Genomic DNA, 19,294 nt, shown 5'->3' with positions numbered 1-19,294 from the left:
CGCAAGAGCAAGCTCACCGATCACCCTGATCCCCTGTTCTCTTGCCGCCGCAAAGAATTGCTGCTGCAACGGAACACCGGGACTGACCACAATGAGATTGATCCCTTCAAGAAGATCTCCGGCAAGAGTCCCGCACTGCAAGCTGATCCGGTTTTCCTCAAGCCAGGACAATACTTCCCCGCTGATTTTCACTCGCGGTGCCGAATCAGTTGCCGCAACCCCCGCGCCAAGCTTATGGAGCAGGCGGACCGCAGCGAAACCGGACCGGCCAAGACCAACCACCAGCGCTTTTGTGGCAGAGGTTATTGCAACGCGTTCGTTGTCCAGAGTCATCCTCACTATCTGAGTTTCAGGGTTGCCAGGGCGGCGAGCCCCAGAACAATCGAAATGATCCAGAACCTGACCACCACCTTTGGCTCCGCCCACCCTTTTTTCTCAAAATGATGATGGAACGGCGCCATCAGAAAAATCCTCCTGCCGCCGCTGATCTTGAAAAATCCCACCTGCAGCATCACCGACAAGGCTTCAAGAACAAATATGCCGCCGACGATCGCCAGCAGCATCTCCTGCTTGATGATGATCGCCACCATCCCCAGCGCAGCCCCGGTCGAAAGAGAACCGACATCTCCCATAAACACCTGGGCGGGATAGGCATTGAACCAGAGAAAACCGAGGCTTGCCCCGGCCAGAGCCCCGCAGAACACCGCCACTTCGCCGGCTCCCGGCACGAAGGGTATCTGCAGATATGAAGACAGTCCCGCATGACCGGCCAGATAGGAAAAGATCAGATAGACGCTGCAGGTGATGACCGTCGGTCCGGTGGCCAGGCCATCAAGCCCGTCGGTCAGATTCACGGCGTTAGACGCCCCGACCACGACCAGCAGGACAAAAAGCAGATAACCGATGCCGAGATCCGGCCGGACATCTTTCAGGAAAGGAATGCTCAGCTGACTGTTGAAATCCGGATGGGTATACAGCACTGCACCGGCGATGCAGGCCCCCGCAAGCTGAAGAGCAATCTTGCCGCCGGCACTCAGCCCGCTGCTGTTCTTTTTCTTGATCTTCCGGTAATCGTCATAAGCCCCGACCGCCCCGTACCAGAGGGTGACCCCCAGAATCAGCCAGATATAATGATTGAATAGATCAACCCACAAAAGGGTGCTCAGGCAGACGGCGAAGAGAATGAGCATCCCTCCCATCGTCGGCACCCCCTTCTTGCTCAGATGGCTTGCCGGCCCGTCATCCCTGACCACTTGCCCGATCTGGAGTCTCTTCAGGAATAAAATGAACGATGGCGCAACCAGCAAAACCAGGACAAAGGAGGTGATGGTAGCTCCGATGGACCTGAAGGTAATATATCGAAAGACATTGAAGCCTCCGAACATGGTGTGCAGAGGATAGAGAAGATGATAGAGCATATTGCACCCTTCGGGTATAAGTTGCGTACGAGCAGATGAGCTGCTCACTCAAGCTTTATCCGTTTGCCTCCTGTAGACCCGAGACAACCGTCTCCATTCTGAGTCCCCTGGAGCCTTTCACCAGCAGCCAGTCATTGGCGCCGATCTTGTTCTCCCTGATAAACCCCTGCAGACATGCAACGATCTCTTCTTTGCTGGCAAAGGAAAAGATCCGCTCTTCCGCCATCCCGTCCTCACGGGCGGCCTCGGCAAGGGTTTTCGCAAATGAGCCGAAAGTCAGGAGATAGTCAAACGAGAGCCGCGCCACGGTTTTGCCGATGAATCGATGGGCGGCGACGCTCTCGCTCCCAAGCTCCAGCATGTCCCCGATGACCACCGCCGAACGGTTGTCCCGGCTCAATCCCTTGACGGTCTCAAGTGCTGCAAGCATTGAGGCGGGATTGGCGTTATAGGTGTCGTTCACCAACCTGATCCCCCCCTTGATTTTTTCAATCTGGAACCGTTTGTCATAAGGTGCAAACCCGGCAAGTCCTGCAGCTATCTCTTTAAGATTCACACCAGCAGCCCATGCCATGGCGCCGGCCGCAAGTGCGTTCAACACATTATGCTTGCCGACGCATTGCATCCGGACTCTCACCTTTTCGGGGCCGGCGACCAGGGTAAAAGACACGCCATTTTCACCCCGGTGGCGGATATAAGTGGCCCGGACCTGTGCTTTCCGGTTCAGGCCGAAGGTGATTTTTTTCTGCGGATATCTTTCGGCAAGAGCAGCGACAATTCGATCATCAAGATTGACCACCATGGTGGCCTCCGGACCAAGCCCGGCAAACAGCTCTCCTTTGGCCCTGGCCACCCCGTCCAGATTATCCAGCCCCTGAAGATGCGCATTCTGGACATTATTGATGCAGGCAATGTCCGGCGCGGCGATTTCGGTCATCCGCGCAATCTCACCCGGTTGATTCATCCCCATCTCCAGAATGGCAATCCGGTGGCTGCTGTCCACCGGCAAGAGGGACAGGGGCAAACCGATCAGGTTGTTGAAATTGCCCAGGGTTTTCAATACTCCTGATTTTTTGCTGAACACAGCGGCGGTCATCTCTTTGACCGTCGTTTTTCCGGAACTCCCGGTGATGGCGATGACCTTCAGAGCTTTCATCTGTCGCCGCCGGTAGGAGGCGAGATCTCCGAGCGCTTTGAGGGTATCGGGGACCAGGACCAGAGGCACTTTCAGATCCCGAACCGGTTTTCTCTTCAAGACCAGTCCCGCCGCTCCTGACCGCACTGCATCTTCCGCAAATGCCTCGCCGTCAAAATTCTCACCGCTCAGGGCCACGAAAAGATCTCCGGTTTCCAGCTTCCTGGTATCCGTGGAAATGCTGCGGAAGACAACCCCTCCATCTCCGGATTCCAGGCTGCCCCCGGTGGCCGCAACCACCTGGGCAAGGGTCCAGGCCATATCCTGGGAGGTATTGAAACCGTAACCGAAGCCGTATTGTTCTGTATTCTTCTGCATCTGACTGCCCAATCCTTCTCCAGCTTTTCAACTCAATATTTCAGGGCCAGGCATCGCAGTGCCTCCTGCCGATCGTCAAAATGCATCTTCAGGTCGCCGATGATCTGATAATCTTCATGGCCCTTGCCGCTGATCAGCACCACATCATCGGGGCGGCAATTGGCGATCACCACCTCAATGGCCTCTTTTCTCGATTCAATCATGTCGTAACCCCGCAAACCTTCGCGCAGCAAAGTCTCACCGCTTTTTTTCTTCATCAGTGGGACGCCGTCATTGATGATTCCCTGCTCAATTTCCTTCATAATGGCGAGCGGCTCCTCGCTTCGCGGATTATCGGAGGTAATGATAACGACTTCGGCGTGGCTGGCAGCATCCCTGCCCATTAATGGCCTCTTGCCGCGATCGCGGTCGCCGCCGCAGCCAAATACCACAACAAGCCGGCTGTTGCCAAGATATTTCAGGGTCTCGAGCACGTTGACCAGCGCATCCGGGGTGTGGGCATAATCAACGAAAACCCTGCATTTTGTGCCGTCGCCAACCTTCTCCAGCCGTCCCGGCACCTGTCCGGTCATGCTGATTCCCCTGCATATTTCCTCCGCCTCAAGTCCTAAGGCGAACCCGGCTCCCGCCGCAACGACAATGTTTTCAAGATTGAACCGGCCGGTCAAAGAGGTCTTGAAACCCGCTCGTCCGCCCGGTCCTGACAGTTCGCCGGTTATTCCCGCAAGGTTCATTTCCAGGGCGGAAAAATACACCTCTCCCTTCTCAACCCCGCAGTTGACAAGCCGGTGGGGGGATTTTTCCCCGGGACCGAAATCATTCCCGGCAAGCAGATCATCCTTAAGCCGGAGACCCCATTCGGCTCCTTCACCCTTCCCCTGAGAAATCTCGCCCAGAATAACCGCGGCGCCCGCTTTCTTCAGGTAGCGGGTAAACAATTCCCTCTTGGCCAGATAATACCCTTCCATCTCACCATGAAAATCGAGGTGATCCCGGCTGAGATTGGTAAAGACCGCAACATCAAACAACACTCCGACCAACCGGCTCTGGATCAGCGAATGGGATGAAACCTCCATCAGCAGATGGGTGACCCCTTCATCGACCATGTCCCGAAAGAGCCGGAACAGTTCTTCAGGCTCCGGGGTGGTGAGGCTGGCCTTTTTCTCGAAGCCCTGATACCTGTAGCTTACGGTTCCGATCACTCCCGGTGAAAAACCTGCTGCCTTGAGAATCGACTCCAGTATGTAACAGGTGGTGGTCTTGCCGTTGGTTCCGGTCACCCCGATCATTACCAGTTCACGCTCCGGATGACCATAAAAGGCCGCGACCAGCCCGGCAAAAGTCTTTCTAGGATCCCGGGCAACCAGCACCGGAACCCCAAGACCAGCAGCGCGTTCCGCGCGATCACTCTGCACCAGCAATGCCGCACACCCCTGATTCACCGCGCTTACCAGGAAATCATGCCCATCACTCCGCCCACCCTCGATAGCCACAAAAAGAAACCCCGGCAGAACTCTTCGCGAATCGGCGGTGATCCCTTTTAATTGAATCCCGGCCACACCCGGAACAAGAGCAATGCCAAGACCCTGCACGACATCTTCCAGAAATGGCAATTTCCGGCTATCTGCGGCAGACGTTATCACTTCCGACTTTCCTTCAATTCAAGAACACAGACTTCCTTGCTGATCTTCTTCCCCGGCCCGGGTTCCTGGGAAACCACTTCGCCTGACCCTTTGACCCGGATCGTAAGCCCCAGCGGCTGAATCACCTGCAGCGCCTTCCGAAGACTCATTCCCCTCAGATCAGGCATCCTCACCTGCTCCTCGTCCGAAATAAGATCCGAATTTGTTTTCTGATCCTTGTTGCTCCTAAGCCACTCCTGATAGGCCCTGGCATGTGCTGAAGAGTCCGTTGGCTGCCCTGAGGGATTCCACTCTTCATTTGCCAGCTTCCGGAAGGTATTCATGTTCTTTTCCGCCATGACCCGTGTGGGGGATTTCCTTCCCTGATCCAGGACTGCATCCTTCAGAACAATCAGAAGGGCCAGGTCCGGTTTTTCCAGAGGCGCAAATCCGAGCAGGAGCGTCTGGTATCTCTCAGGGCGGGAGCGCTTGGAATTCTTTCCGTCATTTCCCGCCACCACATCTCCCCTGGCCGCAGAACTCGCAGCCAGGGCAGCCAGCCTTTTTTCCAGTGGATTCTCCATCACCTGAAAAGCTTCCATGAAAACAGCATCATCTTTTTTCCGGGCGAATCCCGAGAGGAAATTCCTGATCCGGTTGCCGGTCTCAGGCGACAGCACGCCCGGAGGCTTCTCGTGTCGCAGTCTTGCCGTTTTCCCGGAATTCGGTCCAAGGATGCCGGTCGCCAGATGAGGGGTCAGCGGACTGCCATCATTAATGATCCTTGAAAATGCCGTCGCCAGATTGACAGCGGTTGTCTGCAATCCGGATTCATACATCTCCGGCGGCTTTCCCGCCGGTTCTTTTCCAGTGCTGCTCACACTGTTTACCAGCGGCAGATCGACCTTGATATCGCCGGTCAAGCCGACCATCTCCTTAAATTGCAGCTCCTCGGCCGGGGAAAGTTTAAACTCCTCATCCCAGAACAGCTCTCCGGACACCAAAGTTCCCGACTCCAGGCTGAAATAGGCAACTCCATCCTCTGCCAGAGAACGCGGTTGATACTCTCCCTGCAACGACATCTTCAGGGCTTCGATACTTCCTGCCGGACTCCCTTCACCTGCACCGGCCCGACTTTCTTTTTCATACAAAGCGGCAAGTCGGAACAACCGGTTGAAACCGCCGATGTGGATGAGATCATTGATTGCCAGATTTCTTCTCTCTGCCGCCCCAAAATCCCAGAACAGATTCGGGTCATAGGTTGGCAGACTCGACATCGCAAGGATGGCCCCGTTAGAAGGTCTCATCACCAGCCCGATGGCCGAGCCCGCATCCGCTTCGCTCATCACCAGGCCAAGCTGCTTTTCAAGAAGCTCCTGGACCCTGATGTCAAGGGCCAGGACAACATGTCCTGTGATCTCCTGATTCGCGCCGGAAGAAGCGGTATCTTCGGCGGTAACCCGGAGCATCCTGTCGTAAAACGATTCAACCCCGGCCAGTCCGTGATCATCCTTCAAAAAACCCAATACGTGGGAGGCGGTCTGGTGAAATGGATAGTAGCGCTGGGACTCGTTGGTGATATAGACCCCCGGCAACCCCTTTTTCTGAATGCCCGCAGTTTTCTCTGCCGGAAGATGCCTGCCAAGCCAGACAAAACTTCTTTCGGCCCGCAGTTCACGCAACAGCATTTTCTCATCAAGCTCCAGTGTTTCAGCCAGGAAAGCGACCCCTTTTTCGGGATCGGCAATCTCAAGGGGTCTTGCGTAAACCGAATTCATTCTGAAACTGACGGCGAGTTCCTCATGCCGCCGGTCGAGAATCTTGTATCTGGTTGCCGTTGTTGCACCGGACATCTGGAGATCTTCAGCAAACGACTTCGCGACAATGGTTCTCGGGGTGAAAAAGGTGTCCTTGATCGCCACCACCAGCGCGCCAAGCCAGGCAATGAGAAAAAGAATTCCAATGGCAAGGGCAATGTTTCTTTTCCCTGCTTTTCCGGGGACATCTTTCATTTGCGGCTGCACCTAAGGCCGGACTATCTGCCCGGGAACCGGCTTTCCAAGCCCCAACAGAGAGGCCTTCTTTTCAATCATATCTTTTGCCATCAGCTCGGTCCGCCGGGCTTCCATGGCCTGATATTTCTCTTCAAGCTTTCCGGCGGCAACCGTTTCCCGACTCAGATCCGTCAGCCCGGCCCTGATTTTCCAGCCGAACCAGATGCTGCTCACGACACCAATGATCACCGTTACCGCCAGAACCATGCCGACAATCTTCAAAAATCTGTCTTTATCATCATTTTTGCCACCGGATTTTATAATCCGCCGGTTCAACCGGCCATTGCCCGACCGTTCACTGCGGGAGGATCTGGTTACGGGTCGAGTTTTTCTGCCACCCGGAATCTGGCGCTTCTGGACCTTGGGTTCTGTCGACATTCTTCCTCCGTAGGTCTGACCGGTTTCCTGGTCACAACCTTTAAGCGGGCATCATCATTAAATGCCCTCTTCACCATCCTGTCTTCCAGGGAGTGAAATGAGATAACGCAGAATCTGCCTCCTCCGCGCAAAAATCCAGGCCCCAGTTTCAAAACGGTGTCCAGATTGTCAAGCTCCCGGTTGACCGCGATCCGCAACGCCTGAAAAATCTTTGTCGCCACGTGGATCTTTGGTGGATGAAAACGCCTGGGGATTGCTCTCTCTACAAGTTCCACCAACTGGTCAGTAGTCTCGAAGGGAGTCTTGACCCTGGCATTGACAACCGCACCGGCAATCCTTCGCGCCTGCCGCTCTTCACCGTAATAATAAAAAAGATCGGCAAGCTCTTCCTCGGTCAGGGTGTTCAGCAGATCTGCGGCGGTTTCATGGTGCCGATCATCCATCCGCATATCCAGTAGCGCTTCTCCTTTGAAACTGAACCCCCGCTCTTCGCTGTCCAGCTGTAATGAAGAAAGGCCAAGGTCAAGCAGAATGCCGTCCACTCCCGACACCCCAAGTTCTTCAAGGACCGGCCCGATCTCCGTAAAATTCTTCCTGAAGCCGCAGAACCTTTCTCCATAAGGAGCCAGCCTTTTTTCAGCCATACTCAATGCATTGCTGTCCCAGTCAAAACCTATCACCCTTCCGTCGGGCGAACTCTGTTCAAGTATTGCCGCCGAATGGCCGCCAAGACCAAGATTGCCATCGACATAGATACCTGCACTCACCGGCTGCAGATACTCCAGGACCTCGTCAAGGAGAACAGGGACATGACACTGGCCGGGAGCTTTATTCATTTACGGTCACGGTGACGGGCAGGGAGATTTGCGGTTTCACATTCAGGATATTTTTTTATACGCAGGGTCAGAGAGGGCATCAAAAGAACCCGCTTTCCAGCTGGTTCAGCTCAAATCCTTTGAAGTCTTCTTCCGCCGGAAGGTTTTCTTTCTCCCAGGTCACGCTGTCCCAGATTTCAAAATAGGAAATCATGCCGCTGACCAGCACCTCTTTACTGATTCCGCAATCCGCTCGCATCTTAGCCGGGAGCAGAATCCTTCCCTGTTTATCGACCGGGCACTCAACCACTCCGCCAACCATAAACCGTACCATCTTGATGGTTTCCGGGTGCTTTTTGCCCGTTGCCAGAAGGCTCAACTCAAGCTCTTCCCATCTTGAAAGCGGATACGCCTTCAGGCAATTCCGCCAGGGGAAGACCATGAGCCTCTCATTATTGAACTGCAGGCGCAGCACTTCCCTGAAGCGGGTCGGGATATTGATCCGCCCTTTCCCGTCGAGGGTATGATCTGAACGGCCGCGAAAATGATGGACCGGATTTTTCACCAATCTTTCTTCTGTCACAATCATCCTTTTACAACCTCTTTACCCCACATTACACCACTCTACCCGGATTCTATAAAAAATACCACCTGCCGGGTCAAGAAAAAAAACACTATTTCAATAAGATTTTTGTTGCAGAGAACCCTTCCTCACAATATTATCTCCCCTCCAAATTCAAAAGGTCTTGCCGATCCTGCGGGCAGGTTACAACTCCGGATATCCGGAAAAGATGCCGCAGGACTGCAGAACAACGCAACCCATTGATTCTCAGTTGGCCAGTTTATACGGCTTCGTTTGCTTGCGGAGCCTTCAGAATTCGCTCAACATTTCCCCGCCCGGAACACAATCTTCCTGTAGAAAGTGGTGGCTCAAAAAGCAGAAAAAGGTCTGAAATTTATGCAGCAAAGTAAAATTCGTAACGTCGCAATCATCGCCCATGTCGACCATGGCAAGACAACTCTGGTCGACAAACTATTCAAACACAGCGGCATGTTCCGGGAGAATCAGGATATCTCTGAAAGGCTCATGGACTCCATGGACCTCGAACGGGAACGCGGCATCACCATCGCCTCAAAAAACGGCTCCTTCATCTTCAAGGATCACTGGATTAATATTATCGACACCCCCGGCCATGCCGATTTCGGCGGCCAGGTTGAAAGGGTACTGCGGATGGCCGACGGCTGCCTGCTGCTGGTCGATGCCCAGGAAGGCCCGATGCCCCAGACCTATTTTGTTCTCAAAAAAGCCCTGGGCGCCAAGCTGCCGATTATCGTAGTCATCAACAAGATCGACAAACCGGCCGCCCGTTGCGCATGGGTGGTCGACCAGGTTTTTGACCTGTTCGTCAAACTGGAAGCGCCGGACGAACTTCTCGACTTCCCGATCGTCTATGCCTCTGCCAAAGAGGGCTATGCCACCTACGACCCGGCAATCAGAGGCGACAGCATGGAACCGGTCTGCCAGATGATTCTCGACCACACCCCGGCCCCTTCCGGCTCTCCGGACAACCCTCTGCAGATGCAGGTCAACACTCTCGATTACTCCCAGTATCTGGGCCGTCTCGGGATCGGCAAGGTCGTGAACGGCACCCTGCGAATTAACGAAAACATCGTTTGTGCACGGCGTGACGGGACCCTGTCTCCGGTCCGGATCACCAAGATTTTTCGTTTTGAGTCCGACCAGAAAGTCCCGGTCAATAAGGCGGAAACCGGCGAGATCGTCGCCGTCGCGGGTCTGGAGGACATCACGGTCGGCGTCACCTTCACCGATCCGGAGAATCCGATGCCGTTGCCGCTGATCGAGATCGATCCACCAACGATCTCGATGAATTTTATCCCCAACGATTCTCCTTTTGCCGGGAGGGAAGGAAAGTATGTCACCTCCAGGCATCTTCACGACCGTCTGCAGCGGGAGATTCTGGCCGACGTTGCCCTAAGGGTCGAACCCCTCACCGATTCCACCGGGTACAGGGTTTCCGGCCGCGGCGAACTTCATCTGTCGATCCTGATTGAAAAGATGCGCCGGGAAAACTTTGAATTCCAGGTGACCAGACCCCAGGTGATCATGAAGGTCGAGAACGGCCGGACCCTGGAACCCTACGAAGAGCTCACCATTGATGTGGACGACGAATTCAAGGGGGCGGTGATTGAAAAGCTGGGCAAGCTCAAAGGGCAGATGCTTGAAATGGACATGGAGCGCAGCATGGTCAGGCTCGTCTACAAGATCCCCACCAGGGGCCTTCTCGGTTTCCGCTCCCAGTTCATGACCGACACCAAGGGGATGGGGATGATGAATTACGTTTTTGATCAATACGGCCCCCACGCCGGAGAGATCGTCAACCGGGTCAACGGTGCCCTGATTGTTATGGAGGAATGCACCACCGTAGCCTATGCTCTCTTCAACCTCCAGGATCGCGGCCGCCTGTTTCTCGGCGCGGGCGAGAAGGTCTACAAAGGCCAGATCATCGGTGAAAATGCCAGAAAGGAGGACATGGTCGTCAACCCCGCCAAGGGCAAGAAACTCACCAACATGCGCGCATCCGGTTCGGACGAAAATGTCGTCCTGACCCCGCCGGTGAACATGAGCCTTGAAGACTGCATCGCCTATATCAACGACGACGAACTGGTCGAAGTCACCCCTAAATCAATCCGCTTGAGAAAGAGGGCGGTGCCGAACAGGGTGTAGCTTGGTTGGGCAGCTTGTCTGCTTGTACCGATTAGCTAAGTTAAGCAGCGTGCCTGCTTATACGAAACTTATGCCCCTGGGCGAAAGCGAGTCTACGAGTCATCGAGACAAATATCCTCATGGGTGTATAGTTTTTTGATCACGAAGCATTATTGTTTCAGTCAGTGAATCAAAACAGGTAAGATGGATTCATCATCGCCTGTATCAACTCTGACAACACGGAACAATATGCACGCCGTAATCAGGCAATCATTCGCGTCTCTGCTTCCGATTGCAGTCCTGCTTCTAGGTATCACAGGCTGCAACGGAGGCGGCGGAGATTCACCCCCTGCGCCGGCCCCTTCTGTCAGCGGGATCTACGACATTACCCACGTAATCACCCCTGCCACCGACAACGGAGACACCCTTGTTTCCTATACCCTTGATCTGGGAAGCACCCCCAAGGATGTTGATTTTGTCTTCACCAACGAATCCCTGAATAACGCAAGCGCTCCGCCAACCCTTTCTGCAAACATCAAGCCTCCTTTTGAGCACTCCCTCGCCCTCAGCAGCCTCTCTGAACCCACAGACATTGAAGCAGACCAAAATGGCATCGGCCTGATGGGCCGTCCGGATATTTCGCTCTTCAACTCCAACCCGCAACTCTATTCAAGAGAAGTTGTGCAACCCGCGCCCAGTTTCTCATTGCTTTCCGCCCTGCCGGAACCGATGCGCCTGGTGAGTGATACCGAAGGTGACACCACGACTTTCTATCCTGAAAACAACACCGCCACCACCACTGTTGCAACCTGCCGGAAAGTGGTTACCGCCAACGGTAAAACTCTCAACATCTGGGTGGCCGACAATTCCTGGGATGCCGGGTGCTCTAGAACAAAGTGTATTGACCAGGCCAAAATCGATATTCTTGCCGACAAATTCCTGTTGGCCGGAGAAAGCAACGATGTCTACGAATGGCTGACCAATATCTTCGGCGCCGAGTGGGGGGCCCACACCTCCCCCAATCTGATCACCGCCGACAACAATATTACGATTCTCCTCTTTGACCTCGAAAACGACAATTCAACGAATGGGGGGTATCTCGGCTATTTCTATGCCAAAGACAATTTCCTCCAATCATCCCTTCCAGGCTCAAATGAACGGATTATGTTCTACCTGGATTCAGTGCTCTTTGCCACGGAGGAGGGTGTCTCCTGGGAGATTTCAGATCACTGGCCGGAGATGATTCTCAGCGCTCTCAGCCATGAGTTTCAGCACATGGTCCACTTTTATCAAAAATATGTTCTTCGGGGCACCGGCACAGAAGTCTGGCTCAACGAAATGTGTTCACTGGTCGCCGAAGACCTCCTCTCCGGCAAACTCCGGATCGATGGCCCTCGCGGAGTTTCTTACGCCGATGGAACGGCAGGGGCGACTTTCAACACTTCCGGTCGTTTACCGCGTTCCAACAGATTCAACTATCTTCCGGTATCCCAGTGGCTGACCGGCTCCAGTTCCAATACCGGAGATGACAATGTTCTGAACAGTTATGCCATCACCTACTCGTTCGGAGCCTTTCTTGCTCGCAACTTCGGAGGCGCTCCACTCTTTAGAAATATTGTTCAGAACGCTTCGGGAGATTACACCGCCGTCGACTCCGCCCTGGACGCCACCGGATTTCCCGGCGAGACCTTTACTTCCGCCCTGAAAAAATGGGGGATCGCCTCTCTCTTGTCACACAACGCCAATGCCTCGGAAGTCCCGGCAGGGTATCGATTCAATACCGGTGGGTTCACGACATCCGCTATCGGCTCCATCTCCTATGAACTGGGCTCAATCAACTTGTATAATTATGTGTTCCACGATGGAGTCTCCGTTCAGTCCGGTCCCCGGATATATACAACTCTCCCGCCATCGGACGCTAATGCCGGCACCTACAAAACATCAAACATGTTTTATCGGCTGGGGACCAATCTTACAGGCACGATCAACACTCTGATAGATCTCAAACAGGGGATGAAGTTTACGGTTTTGGTGAAATGAAAAAATCAGGCCGGCGAAATATCATTCTGTTTCTGGCGCTGCTCCTGCTGCCGGTGGTCGGCTGCAACCAGGAGCTGCAGAGGATTTCAGGAAAAGTGGCGCTGATTGGCCATGAACCATTCACCCATATCAGCATCAAAGACGAAAACCGGGTTGAATACAAAATTGTCGGCCCGCTGGCCGGGAAACTGGCCGGTGAATTCCAGGGCAAAACCCTCACCCTTGAAGGAACGATCAGCAGGAAAGCCATTGGCCCTGGATTCCCCGCCGAATTCACCGCCATCAGGATTATCGACTGATCCTGGTCCGGTCAATCCATGCCGCTAGTCCGCAGACAATCATCGGCTCCTCCCGAGAATGGTTACACCGCCAGATATCGTTGTTCGATGATTCCGGCGAGAGCGTTCATCTCCTCCCGCGCATGAGCCTGCCAGACAGGTTCAATGAAAAACAACCGGGCCAGAAAGTGTCGGAACCGGTTGGGAAAAACAATCCGGATTGCAAGGCCAAGGTTTGTTTTTCCATCAGCAGCGGGCTGAAACCGAAACTCAACCTCTGATCGCGACTCCCCTTTGATCAGACCAAAAACCTTGACCCGGCTTTTTTCGGAGACCAGTTTCATCCGCTCATTTACCACCAGTTCGGCAACCCGGTATTGATGTTTTACAAACTGAAATCCGGCGGTTTCCCACACCTCAATCACCACATCCTGCATCAGATCAGTACCGGACATTTCGTACTTTTTGTGACCAGGACTCAAGCACAGATAATACTCTCTGACTTTCAAATAAGTCTGGAAGGCGAAATCAGGTGGACAGTTAGCGGGCACTTCAGCGCCAACTTCCACAGCATTTTGTGATACAGAGAATACCCGCCAGACATTATAGCCAACCCAGCAGAGGGCGATTATCTCAATTGTTGCCTTGACCATCATCAACCTCAATTACGCATCGCGCTTTAAGCGTTTATTCAGCTGCCGTTTTTCCCAATCGGCCCCGAACAGGCTGAAGGCCTCGAAAACATTCAAGCCATGAAAGACAACACCGACGCCCCAGCCGATAGCCGGCCACATTGCCCAGAAATGATTTGTCGGTCGGACAAGGTTTAGGGCCAATAATCCACTAATCACAACTCCGTATATGACCAGATGGGTATAAAACCCCTTAAGGTCACGCACGGAGATAACCGCTCGCTCTTCCTCTGCCGACATTGACTGGCCAGACATTACATCCTCCCTGCTTAAAGCAGTGACCTCGGTTTCAAAAACCGACGCCAGGGCTTTCAGGGTCTCCAGGCTAGGTGTTTGCCCGCTCTCAATCCGCTGGATCGTTCGCACACTCAGATCGCAGATTTCAGCCAGTTGCTCTTGCGACCAACCTTTTTCCAGACGAAGTTTTCGAATGATCATGCGCATTCCTTGTCGGTTACAATTTGCCTGAATATAACAGGAAGAGTTTATGACAGCCACGTCATGAAGACGACACCAGAACGACAGAAAGGCCGTTTCGGTTCGTTACCAGACATTTACCACCGTGACCATTGACCAATTCAACCTCGAAGGATGTCACCTCGCCGCTTGACAGAAAATATACCGCCGCCTCTGCCGCCAGATCATCCGCATCGGATTTGCCGGGCTCAATCTTTTCCCCTTCCAGGGTCAAAATCAATGAATACCCTTCCGGAAACTCTCTTGGCCGCAGCAGATCATCTTCTATCAAATCCCATCTTCCTGCTCCAGCGAATTGGTAAAACGAGTACCCGTTCGCCCCAAAAACCACCCGATATTCCCTGGAGTTCATAATTGTTTCTTCGGAAGCGATGTTTAAGAGGGCGGCCAGGCGTCTGGCTTCGTTTTCCAGCTGCCTTGCACCGGTATCACCGGACAGGGTGGCAAAGGTGAGAATGATGGAGATTATGACCAGGACAACCATAATCTCCAGCAAGGTAAATCCTCGACTCGGGTGATTACTGCCCATCATCCCAGTTGCCGATATCCGCATTGTTCTTTTCTCCCCCGGGCTTGCCGTCCGCCCCCAGAGAAAATACATCGATGGTGCCGTGGACCCCGGGATTCAGATAGAGATATTCGCCCCCCCACGGATCTTTCGGCAAACGGTCGAGATACCCCCCTTCCTTCCAGTTGCGCGGTTCCGGTTCCCCTTCAGGGATTGCCACCAGAGCCTCCAACCCCTGCTCAGTACTGGGATAGGAATGATTGTCGAGGCGGTAGAGTTTCAGCGAGCTTTCGATGGTCCGGATATCGGATCTGGCCTTGACCACCCTGGCCTCATCCGGACGGTCCATGATCTTCGGGACAATAAAAGCGGCCAGGATGCTCAGGATGACCACTACCACCATGATTTCTATCAGGGTAAAACCACGATCGTCGACAATGTGGCCGGATGATTTCTTATTCGGGGAAAACATTTTGATTTTCATCATGGGTTCACTCTTAAGTGTTAACTGTTAGCCTGCATATCACGGGAGCATCTTGCCGATTTTACCTCGATAGGAAAGCCTGACCCTGCCATCCGGCCCCGGCTCTCCCATAACCTTCAGGAATGAAACCAGATCGGGATGAGCTGAATCCCTGGTGGCAAAATCGCCATTCATGCTATAATTGCCGTCCGGGAACACGGTTCCAGCGAGCCTGATCATAAGCTCACCACCTTTGTCTGCGGCATTGATCTTGATCCCTTCCTGGTCTGTTTTTAAAACGGCCACGATGTTTCCGGCATTCAGCTTATAGGGTTTGTTCATCCCGGCGTCCTGCCAGAAAATCTCACCGCCGGCAGAGTTCAGCCGGCCCTTCTTCACGACTAAAAACAACTGCGAAAATGTCAGCTTCCCGGAAAGCTCAATTCCCGGCAAACCGGCTATTTTACTAATAAGGTGAAGGGGTATCATCCCCTGAACTCCATCCAGTCCGACCCTGCCCGGCCCCGCTTTAAACACTCCCGACAAGGTCGATTCGTCATTCCTTACGGTGAGGTCAAAACGAAGGCTGCCCGCTAGCATCGACATAGGGCGGAAGCGCCATGAAACGCTCCCCAGTTCCCTCCCGACGACCTGAACCCTCCTGAAACTTCCGGCCAACCATGATCCCTCGCCGGAAGTCAACTGGATTTGCCTGTCGGAAAAACCGGCCTTATTCAACATGAACGGCCAGAGGAGATCCGCTGGAACGCGGACCCCGACACAGAACAGAAACAATAACCCGAACAGCAGCAGATTTTTTTTAGTGACTGGTACAAAACCGCCATGCCCACGAAGATCACTTTGTCCTGCCATCATCAATCACCGTTGCTCGAGAGAGAGGCGAACATTCACCACTCCTGAAGCGCCACTCTTTTCAACCGCCAGTGAACTCACGGAAAAACCATTCCCGGCAACAAGAAACCGGAACCAGGCGAAAAAATCCGTATACAGGACATTTTCCAGCCACAGCTTGACTCCGTTGTCGCCAACCGGTTCAACCCTTACCAGGTTTGCGGAAACATTGTGCTGTCTCGCCGATTCGTCAATACTCCTGAGCAGCGAGGCGGGCCCCACAACTTTACCGGCCGCGGCGGTTAGATTTCGGGATTCTCCTGCAACGGAACGCATCCAGGCCAGGTCAGCCACCCTGTCCGGGACCTCTGCCTGCAGCCTCACATATTCATCACAAACCGGTTTGATGAATAGCAGATACCCGATCAATATCAGGAGCATGGCGGATCCACCGATGACCATCAGCTTTTCTCTGCCGCTCATCTCGTTCCAGGATATTTTCATCACCTGTCGATGCCCACCTGCATGATTGCCTTGATCTTGTCTCCGGAAGCAGAGGCATTTCTGATCTCAGCCCGGATCATCTCGTTTTTACCAAGGACCGCTTTCAGATTTTCCAGGGCCTGAAGACTCTCCAGCTCAAAATCAAAATCGAATCTCCCATCCTTGAAGCGCAGGGTGTTAAGGCTGAAACCCGGACTCTGCAGCATAACCGGCGCCACCTGATCGTACACCACGAAGAATGTCTCGCCCTGGCTCTGTTTACCCTGCAGCCCCTTCAGATTGCTCTCCATCCGGACCCGCGGGTTATCGGTCCTCTTGCTGTTTGGGAACACCTCCAGAAATACCGCCTTCATCTCCGCATCAAGTCTCTGTTCGGCTTTCGCCAGCCGATGATAATCAAAGGAAAAACCGACCGCGCTGATGAGAACAAGCGCCAGTGCCGACCAGACGAAAAACTGCCACTGCCGCCATAATCCACGCCATTGTGCACTCCTGCTGAACTCGCTCTGCAAAAGGTCGATGCCCTGCCCCCTGCCATAACCCTCAGTCATCATTTCCAGAAAAGACGCCGTGGCCACTTCAACCTCACGACCCGGAAGCAAGGCCTGCAGATCAATATTTTCACCATGATCGGTAAGAAAAGTAACACCGCATTTTCCGTCATCTTCTCCGTGTCCCTCTGCCAGGGAGAGAAGCAGCCGGCAATTCTCAGGATCCACCGCAAAGGGGAGCCCCCCCTCTTTACCAACCAACCATTGCCGCCCCTCCGGAACAATCGCCCACCGTTCCGGAACTGTCGGCAGCAGCAGGCTGGTCGGAACCATGGATGCGGCCTCTATTCCGGCTTCCGAAAGCATCGTCATCCATGCAGTCATTCTGTTCCGGGAAACAATGGCCACCCTGGTTTTCCCCGCCGGATTGATCCGGTCACAGGCAAAATGAAGAAATTCCACATCTTCGGCCAGGTTTTCCTCGATCAGAAACGGGATGCTTTTGAGTGCCCGAGCCCGGTTCCCGTGAGGAATTGTAACTTCTGCAAGCAGCACTTCCGAGCCTGGCACAAAAACCGTTGCCGCCTGATCCACACTGCGGCCGAAATCATCGAGGGAGCCGATGAAAGCTTTGAATCTCTGCCCGGGGCTCTTCTCCGCCCAGTAAACTTTGCCCGGTGCTTCCGGACCAAGGTAGAGGAAAAGCCCTGCGCGTCCGTTCCGCCCGGAATCTCCCAGAATTTTCTGCCAGAACCCCCTGCCAACGGGAGAAACGGTCTTTAAGTTCTTTATATTTTGTCTGCCCATATCCGCTGACTTAAGATTAAAGCTGAGTTGAGCAGCTCGTCTGCTCGTACGAAACATATACCCGAAGGGTGTAAATACATTCTTTCAGTAGGCTCCGATACTATGGCTGAACACCCTGACCCGCCCGGAATCTCTTGCGAGAGCACTGTACAGAAGCACCTCACTGCCACCATAAACCGCCTGCCCGGTCAACTGAAAAAAATCACTCTTCAGCTCCAGGTCGCCCGGACTCACACTTGATCCTACTATTCGCGGATGAGATAGAAAGTCGGTCGGAGTGCTATACCCGTTTTTCGGTCTGTCCCTCACCACTTCCGCAGCTGCGGCCGGAGTAATCCCTGCAATTGAGGCAATCACCATCACCCCGGCCGTATTGACATTGATTTTGGTCCACACCGGTAAAACGGTAACACTTTCCTCCATGCATCGAAACCCTTCACTGGTAATGCCATCAACAAGAAGGAGTTCGCTGGTGCTGACCATCGTCCGATTTCCGCTCCGGTAAGGAATCTCGTTGAGCAGATAATCATCATCTTCAGCCCCATCAGGCAACCGGGTACTATTCGAATCAAGCCAGTCGGCAAGTGCATCAACCTTGGCGGAATCCATCCCGCATAAATCATACAACCTTTCAAACCGGTCACTGGTCACAGAATCTATCGTTTGATCATTCTTGACCAGATTGTTGATATTGATCCTGCCCTGCAGGTCTTCAATCCTCCCCACAACCATACCCTCACCGACCGGAACCGGGAGAAGCCCCACCGCCCAGTCTTCTCCCAGATGATCACTGCTTGACGCCTGCAGGTCCTTGATCAGGAGCTGAACCCCCCACTCCTCCATACCTCTGGCAAGAAGCATTGCCTGGTCGCCCTCAAAAAGATTTTCTGTTCGTCTGAGCCCGATCCTCTGTTCCGTGGTCAACCCAACCGCCAGCAGCGCAATCAGGGCAGTGGCCAGAAGTACGGTAAGAAGAGCAATGCCTTCCTGATTGGTGCCGCTCCTGATCACTCCCTCATCCCTCATGCGCCGTTATTGACCAGAAAAAGCCGGTCAAGTCGACCCCAACCGGCAACATCCACCTGGATATTGACCGCTCTGGGCAGCTCGTCATTCACGGGCGTTCCATTCACGTTCGGCGGCCACGATTTATACGGTTTATCCTGCTGCCCAATGAATGTAACATCGAAATCCAACACCTTGTTGAGTACAATCCGGTCGTGCGGTTCACTGTCCACCGCCCGGTCGAGAACGTTCCAGCTTTCCCGGATCAGCTGCCCTGCAGCAAACCTGTACCTGACCCTCTGCAGGCTGCTCCGCGGCCGTCCGGCAGGATTCCGCCAGCCGTTTCTGGTAAACTCAAGGGCCGACTCTCCGACAATCCTTTTCACAGCAGGCAGTTCATCACCGAAACCGTCACGCACCGGTCTTTTCGCTGTCTGGGTAAGGTCCCTGCCGATGACCCTGAAAAAGGTCTGCAGTTCGGCAAAGATTTCTGTTCTTTTCTGCAGCTGCTCACGGGTTTCAGTCATCGATGTGAGACTGCTGTATACCATGACCGACATCAGAGAAAAAATCGCCATGGCAACCAGCAGCTCAAGCAAGGTGAAACCCCGGTTGTGTTTTTTAGTCATCATTCGAGACTTACAAATTTTGC

General features: G+C 53.7%; 20 protein-coding genes. 3 read left to right on the top strand and 17 right to left on the bottom strand.

What is annotated here, in order from left to right; all coding sequences use genetic code 11:
• From KKG35_02845 to mraZ, 8 genes are all read right to left on the bottom strand, one after another.
• Window positions 1-333: hypothetical protein (locus KKG35_02845; protein ID MBU1737052.1), on the bottom strand; the 333-nt coding region annotated here is incomplete at its 3' end.
• Between the two features lie 5 nt (window positions 334-338).
• Entirely contained in the window at window positions 339-1,418 is a 1,080-nt protein-coding gene (gene mraY / locus KKG35_02840; protein MBU1737051.1) for a phospho-N-acetylmuramoyl-pentapeptide-transferase, read from the bottom strand.
• 55 nt (window positions 1,419-1,473) lie between these two features.
• Window positions 1,474-2,931: a UDP-N-acetylmuramoyl-tripeptide--D-alanyl-D-alanine ligase gene (locus tag KKG35_02835; GenBank protein MBU1737050.1), complete on the bottom strand. Its 1,458-nt coding sequence runs from the start codon at window positions 2,929-2,931 to the stop codon at window positions 1,474-1,476.
• A 32-nt stretch (window positions 2,932-2,963) separates the two neighbouring features.
• Window positions 2,964-4,574 carry a UDP-N-acetylmuramoyl-L-alanyl-D-glutamate--2,6-diaminopimelate ligase gene (locus tag KKG35_02830; GenBank protein MBU1737049.1) on the bottom strand — a complete coding sequence of 537 codons (1,611 nt, stop codon included), beginning with the start codon at window positions 4,572-4,574 and terminating at the stop codon, window positions 2,964-2,966.
• On the bottom strand, window positions 4,571-6,565 hold the full coding sequence (locus KKG35_02825) for a PASTA domain-containing protein (GenBank protein MBU1737048.1): 1,995 nt from the start codon (window positions 6,563-6,565) through the stop codon (window positions 4,571-4,573). Before KKG35_02825 ends, KKG35_02830 begins: the two co-directional genes overlap by 4 nt.
• A gap of 12 nt (window positions 6,566-6,577) precedes the next feature.
• Window positions 6,578-6,985: a hypothetical protein gene (locus tag KKG35_02820; GenBank protein ID MBU1737047.1), complete on the bottom strand. Its 408-nt coding sequence runs from the start codon at window positions 6,983-6,985 to the stop codon at window positions 6,578-6,580.
• Window positions 6,922-7,821: a 16S rRNA (cytosine(1402)-N(4))-methyltransferase RsmH gene (gene rsmH, locus KKG35_02815; GenBank protein MBU1737046.1), complete on the bottom strand. Its 900-nt coding sequence runs from the start codon at window positions 7,819-7,821 to the stop codon at window positions 6,922-6,924. Before rsmH ends, KKG35_02820 begins: the two co-directional genes overlap by 64 nt.
• A 79-nt stretch (window positions 7,822-7,900) precedes the next feature.
• Window positions 7,901-8,389 (bottom strand): division/cell wall cluster transcriptional repressor MraZ, encoded by a 489-nt coding sequence (gene mraZ / locus KKG35_02810; protein MBU1737045.1) that lies wholly within the window; start codon window positions 8,387-8,389, stop codon window positions 7,901-7,903.
• Window positions 8,390-8,758: 369 nt separating this feature from the next.
• Between mraZ and typA the strand changes: the two genes are divergently transcribed.
• The 3 genes from typA to KKG35_02795 all read left to right on the top strand — a co-directional run bounded on the left by typA (window position 8,759) and on the right by KKG35_02795 (window position 12,864).
• Window positions 8,759-10,546 carry a translational GTPase TypA gene (typA, locus tag KKG35_02805; GenBank protein MBU1737044.1) on the top strand — a complete coding sequence of 596 codons (1,788 nt, stop codon included), beginning with the start codon at window positions 8,759-8,761 and terminating at the stop codon, window positions 10,544-10,546.
• Between the two features lie 228 nt (window positions 10,547-10,774).
• A complete protein-coding gene (locus KKG35_02800) occupies window positions 10,775-12,565 on the top strand; it encodes a hypothetical protein (GenBank protein ID MBU1737043.1) in 1,791 nt (596 codons plus the stop codon).
• Window positions 12,562-12,864, top strand: a complete 303-nt coding sequence (locus KKG35_02795) for a hypothetical protein (GenBank protein ID MBU1737042.1) — start codon at window positions 12,562-12,564, stop codon at window positions 12,862-12,864. The genes KKG35_02800 and KKG35_02795 overlap by 4 nt, the downstream gene beginning before the upstream one ends.
• 62 nt (window positions 12,865-12,926) lie before the next feature.
• Here the strand turns inward: KKG35_02795 and KKG35_02790 are convergent, their stop codons facing one another.
• The 9 genes from KKG35_02790 to gspJ form a co-directional block, all read right to left on the bottom strand.
• The gene (locus tag KKG35_02790) at window positions 12,927-13,298 is read right to left on the bottom strand and encodes a hypothetical protein (GenBank protein MBU1737041.1); all 372 of its coding nucleotides are present in this window, start codon (window positions 13,296-13,298) and stop codon (window positions 12,927-12,929) included.
• 210 nt (window positions 13,299-13,508) lie between these two features.
• Window positions 13,509-13,973 carry a 2TM domain-containing protein gene (locus KKG35_02785; protein MBU1737040.1) on the bottom strand — a complete coding sequence of 155 codons (465 nt, stop codon included), beginning with the start codon at window positions 13,971-13,973 and terminating at the stop codon, window positions 13,509-13,511.
• Between the two features lie 61 nt (window positions 13,974-14,034).
• Window positions 14,035-14,508, bottom strand: a complete 474-nt coding sequence (locus tag KKG35_02780) for a GspH/FimT family protein (protein ID MBU1737039.1) — start codon at window positions 14,506-14,508, stop codon at window positions 14,035-14,037.
• Between the two features lie 22 nt (window positions 14,509-14,530).
• Window positions 14,531-15,004: a type II secretion system major pseudopilin GspG gene (gspG, locus tag KKG35_02775; protein ID MBU1737038.1), complete on the bottom strand. Its 474-nt coding sequence runs from the start codon at window positions 15,002-15,004 to the stop codon at window positions 14,531-14,533.
• A 39-nt stretch (window positions 15,005-15,043) separates the two neighbouring features.
• The gene (locus KKG35_02770) at window positions 15,044-15,859 is read right to left on the bottom strand and encodes a type II secretion system protein N (GenBank protein ID MBU1737037.1); all 816 of its coding nucleotides are present in this window, start codon (window positions 15,857-15,859) and stop codon (window positions 15,044-15,046) included.
• 3 nt (window positions 15,860-15,862) lie between these two features.
• The gene (locus tag KKG35_02765) at window positions 15,863-16,342 is read right to left on the bottom strand and encodes a type II secretion system protein M (protein ID MBU1737036.1); all 480 of its coding nucleotides are present in this window, start codon (window positions 16,340-16,342) and stop codon (window positions 15,863-15,865) included.
• The gene (gspL, locus tag KKG35_02760; protein MBU1737035.1) at window positions 16,339-17,637 is read right to left on the bottom strand and encodes a type II secretion system protein GspL; all 1,299 of its coding nucleotides are present in this window, start codon (window positions 17,635-17,637) and stop codon (window positions 16,339-16,341) included. The genes KKG35_02765 and gspL overlap by 4 nt, the downstream gene beginning before the upstream one ends.
• Window positions 17,638-17,721: 84 nt before the next feature.
• Window positions 17,722-18,663 carry a type II secretion system minor pseudopilin GspK gene (gspK, locus tag KKG35_02755; GenBank protein MBU1737034.1) on the bottom strand — a complete coding sequence of 314 codons (942 nt, stop codon included), beginning with the start codon at window positions 18,661-18,663 and terminating at the stop codon, window positions 17,722-17,724.
• Window positions 18,660-19,274 (bottom strand): type II secretion system minor pseudopilin GspJ, encoded by a 615-nt coding sequence (gene gspJ, locus KKG35_02750; GenBank protein MBU1737033.1) that lies wholly within the window; start codon window positions 19,272-19,274, stop codon window positions 18,660-18,662. Before gspJ ends, gspK begins: the two co-directional genes overlap by 4 nt.
• Between the last annotated feature and the right edge of the window lie 20 nt (window positions 19,275-19,294).

The sequence above is a fragment of the Pseudomonadota bacterium genome, assembly GCA_018823285.1.
Classification (GTDB): Bacteria; Desulfobacterota; Desulfobulbia; order Desulfobulbales; family JAGXFP01; genus JAHJIQ01.
This window is presented reverse-complemented; position numbering and strand designations above follow the sequence as displayed.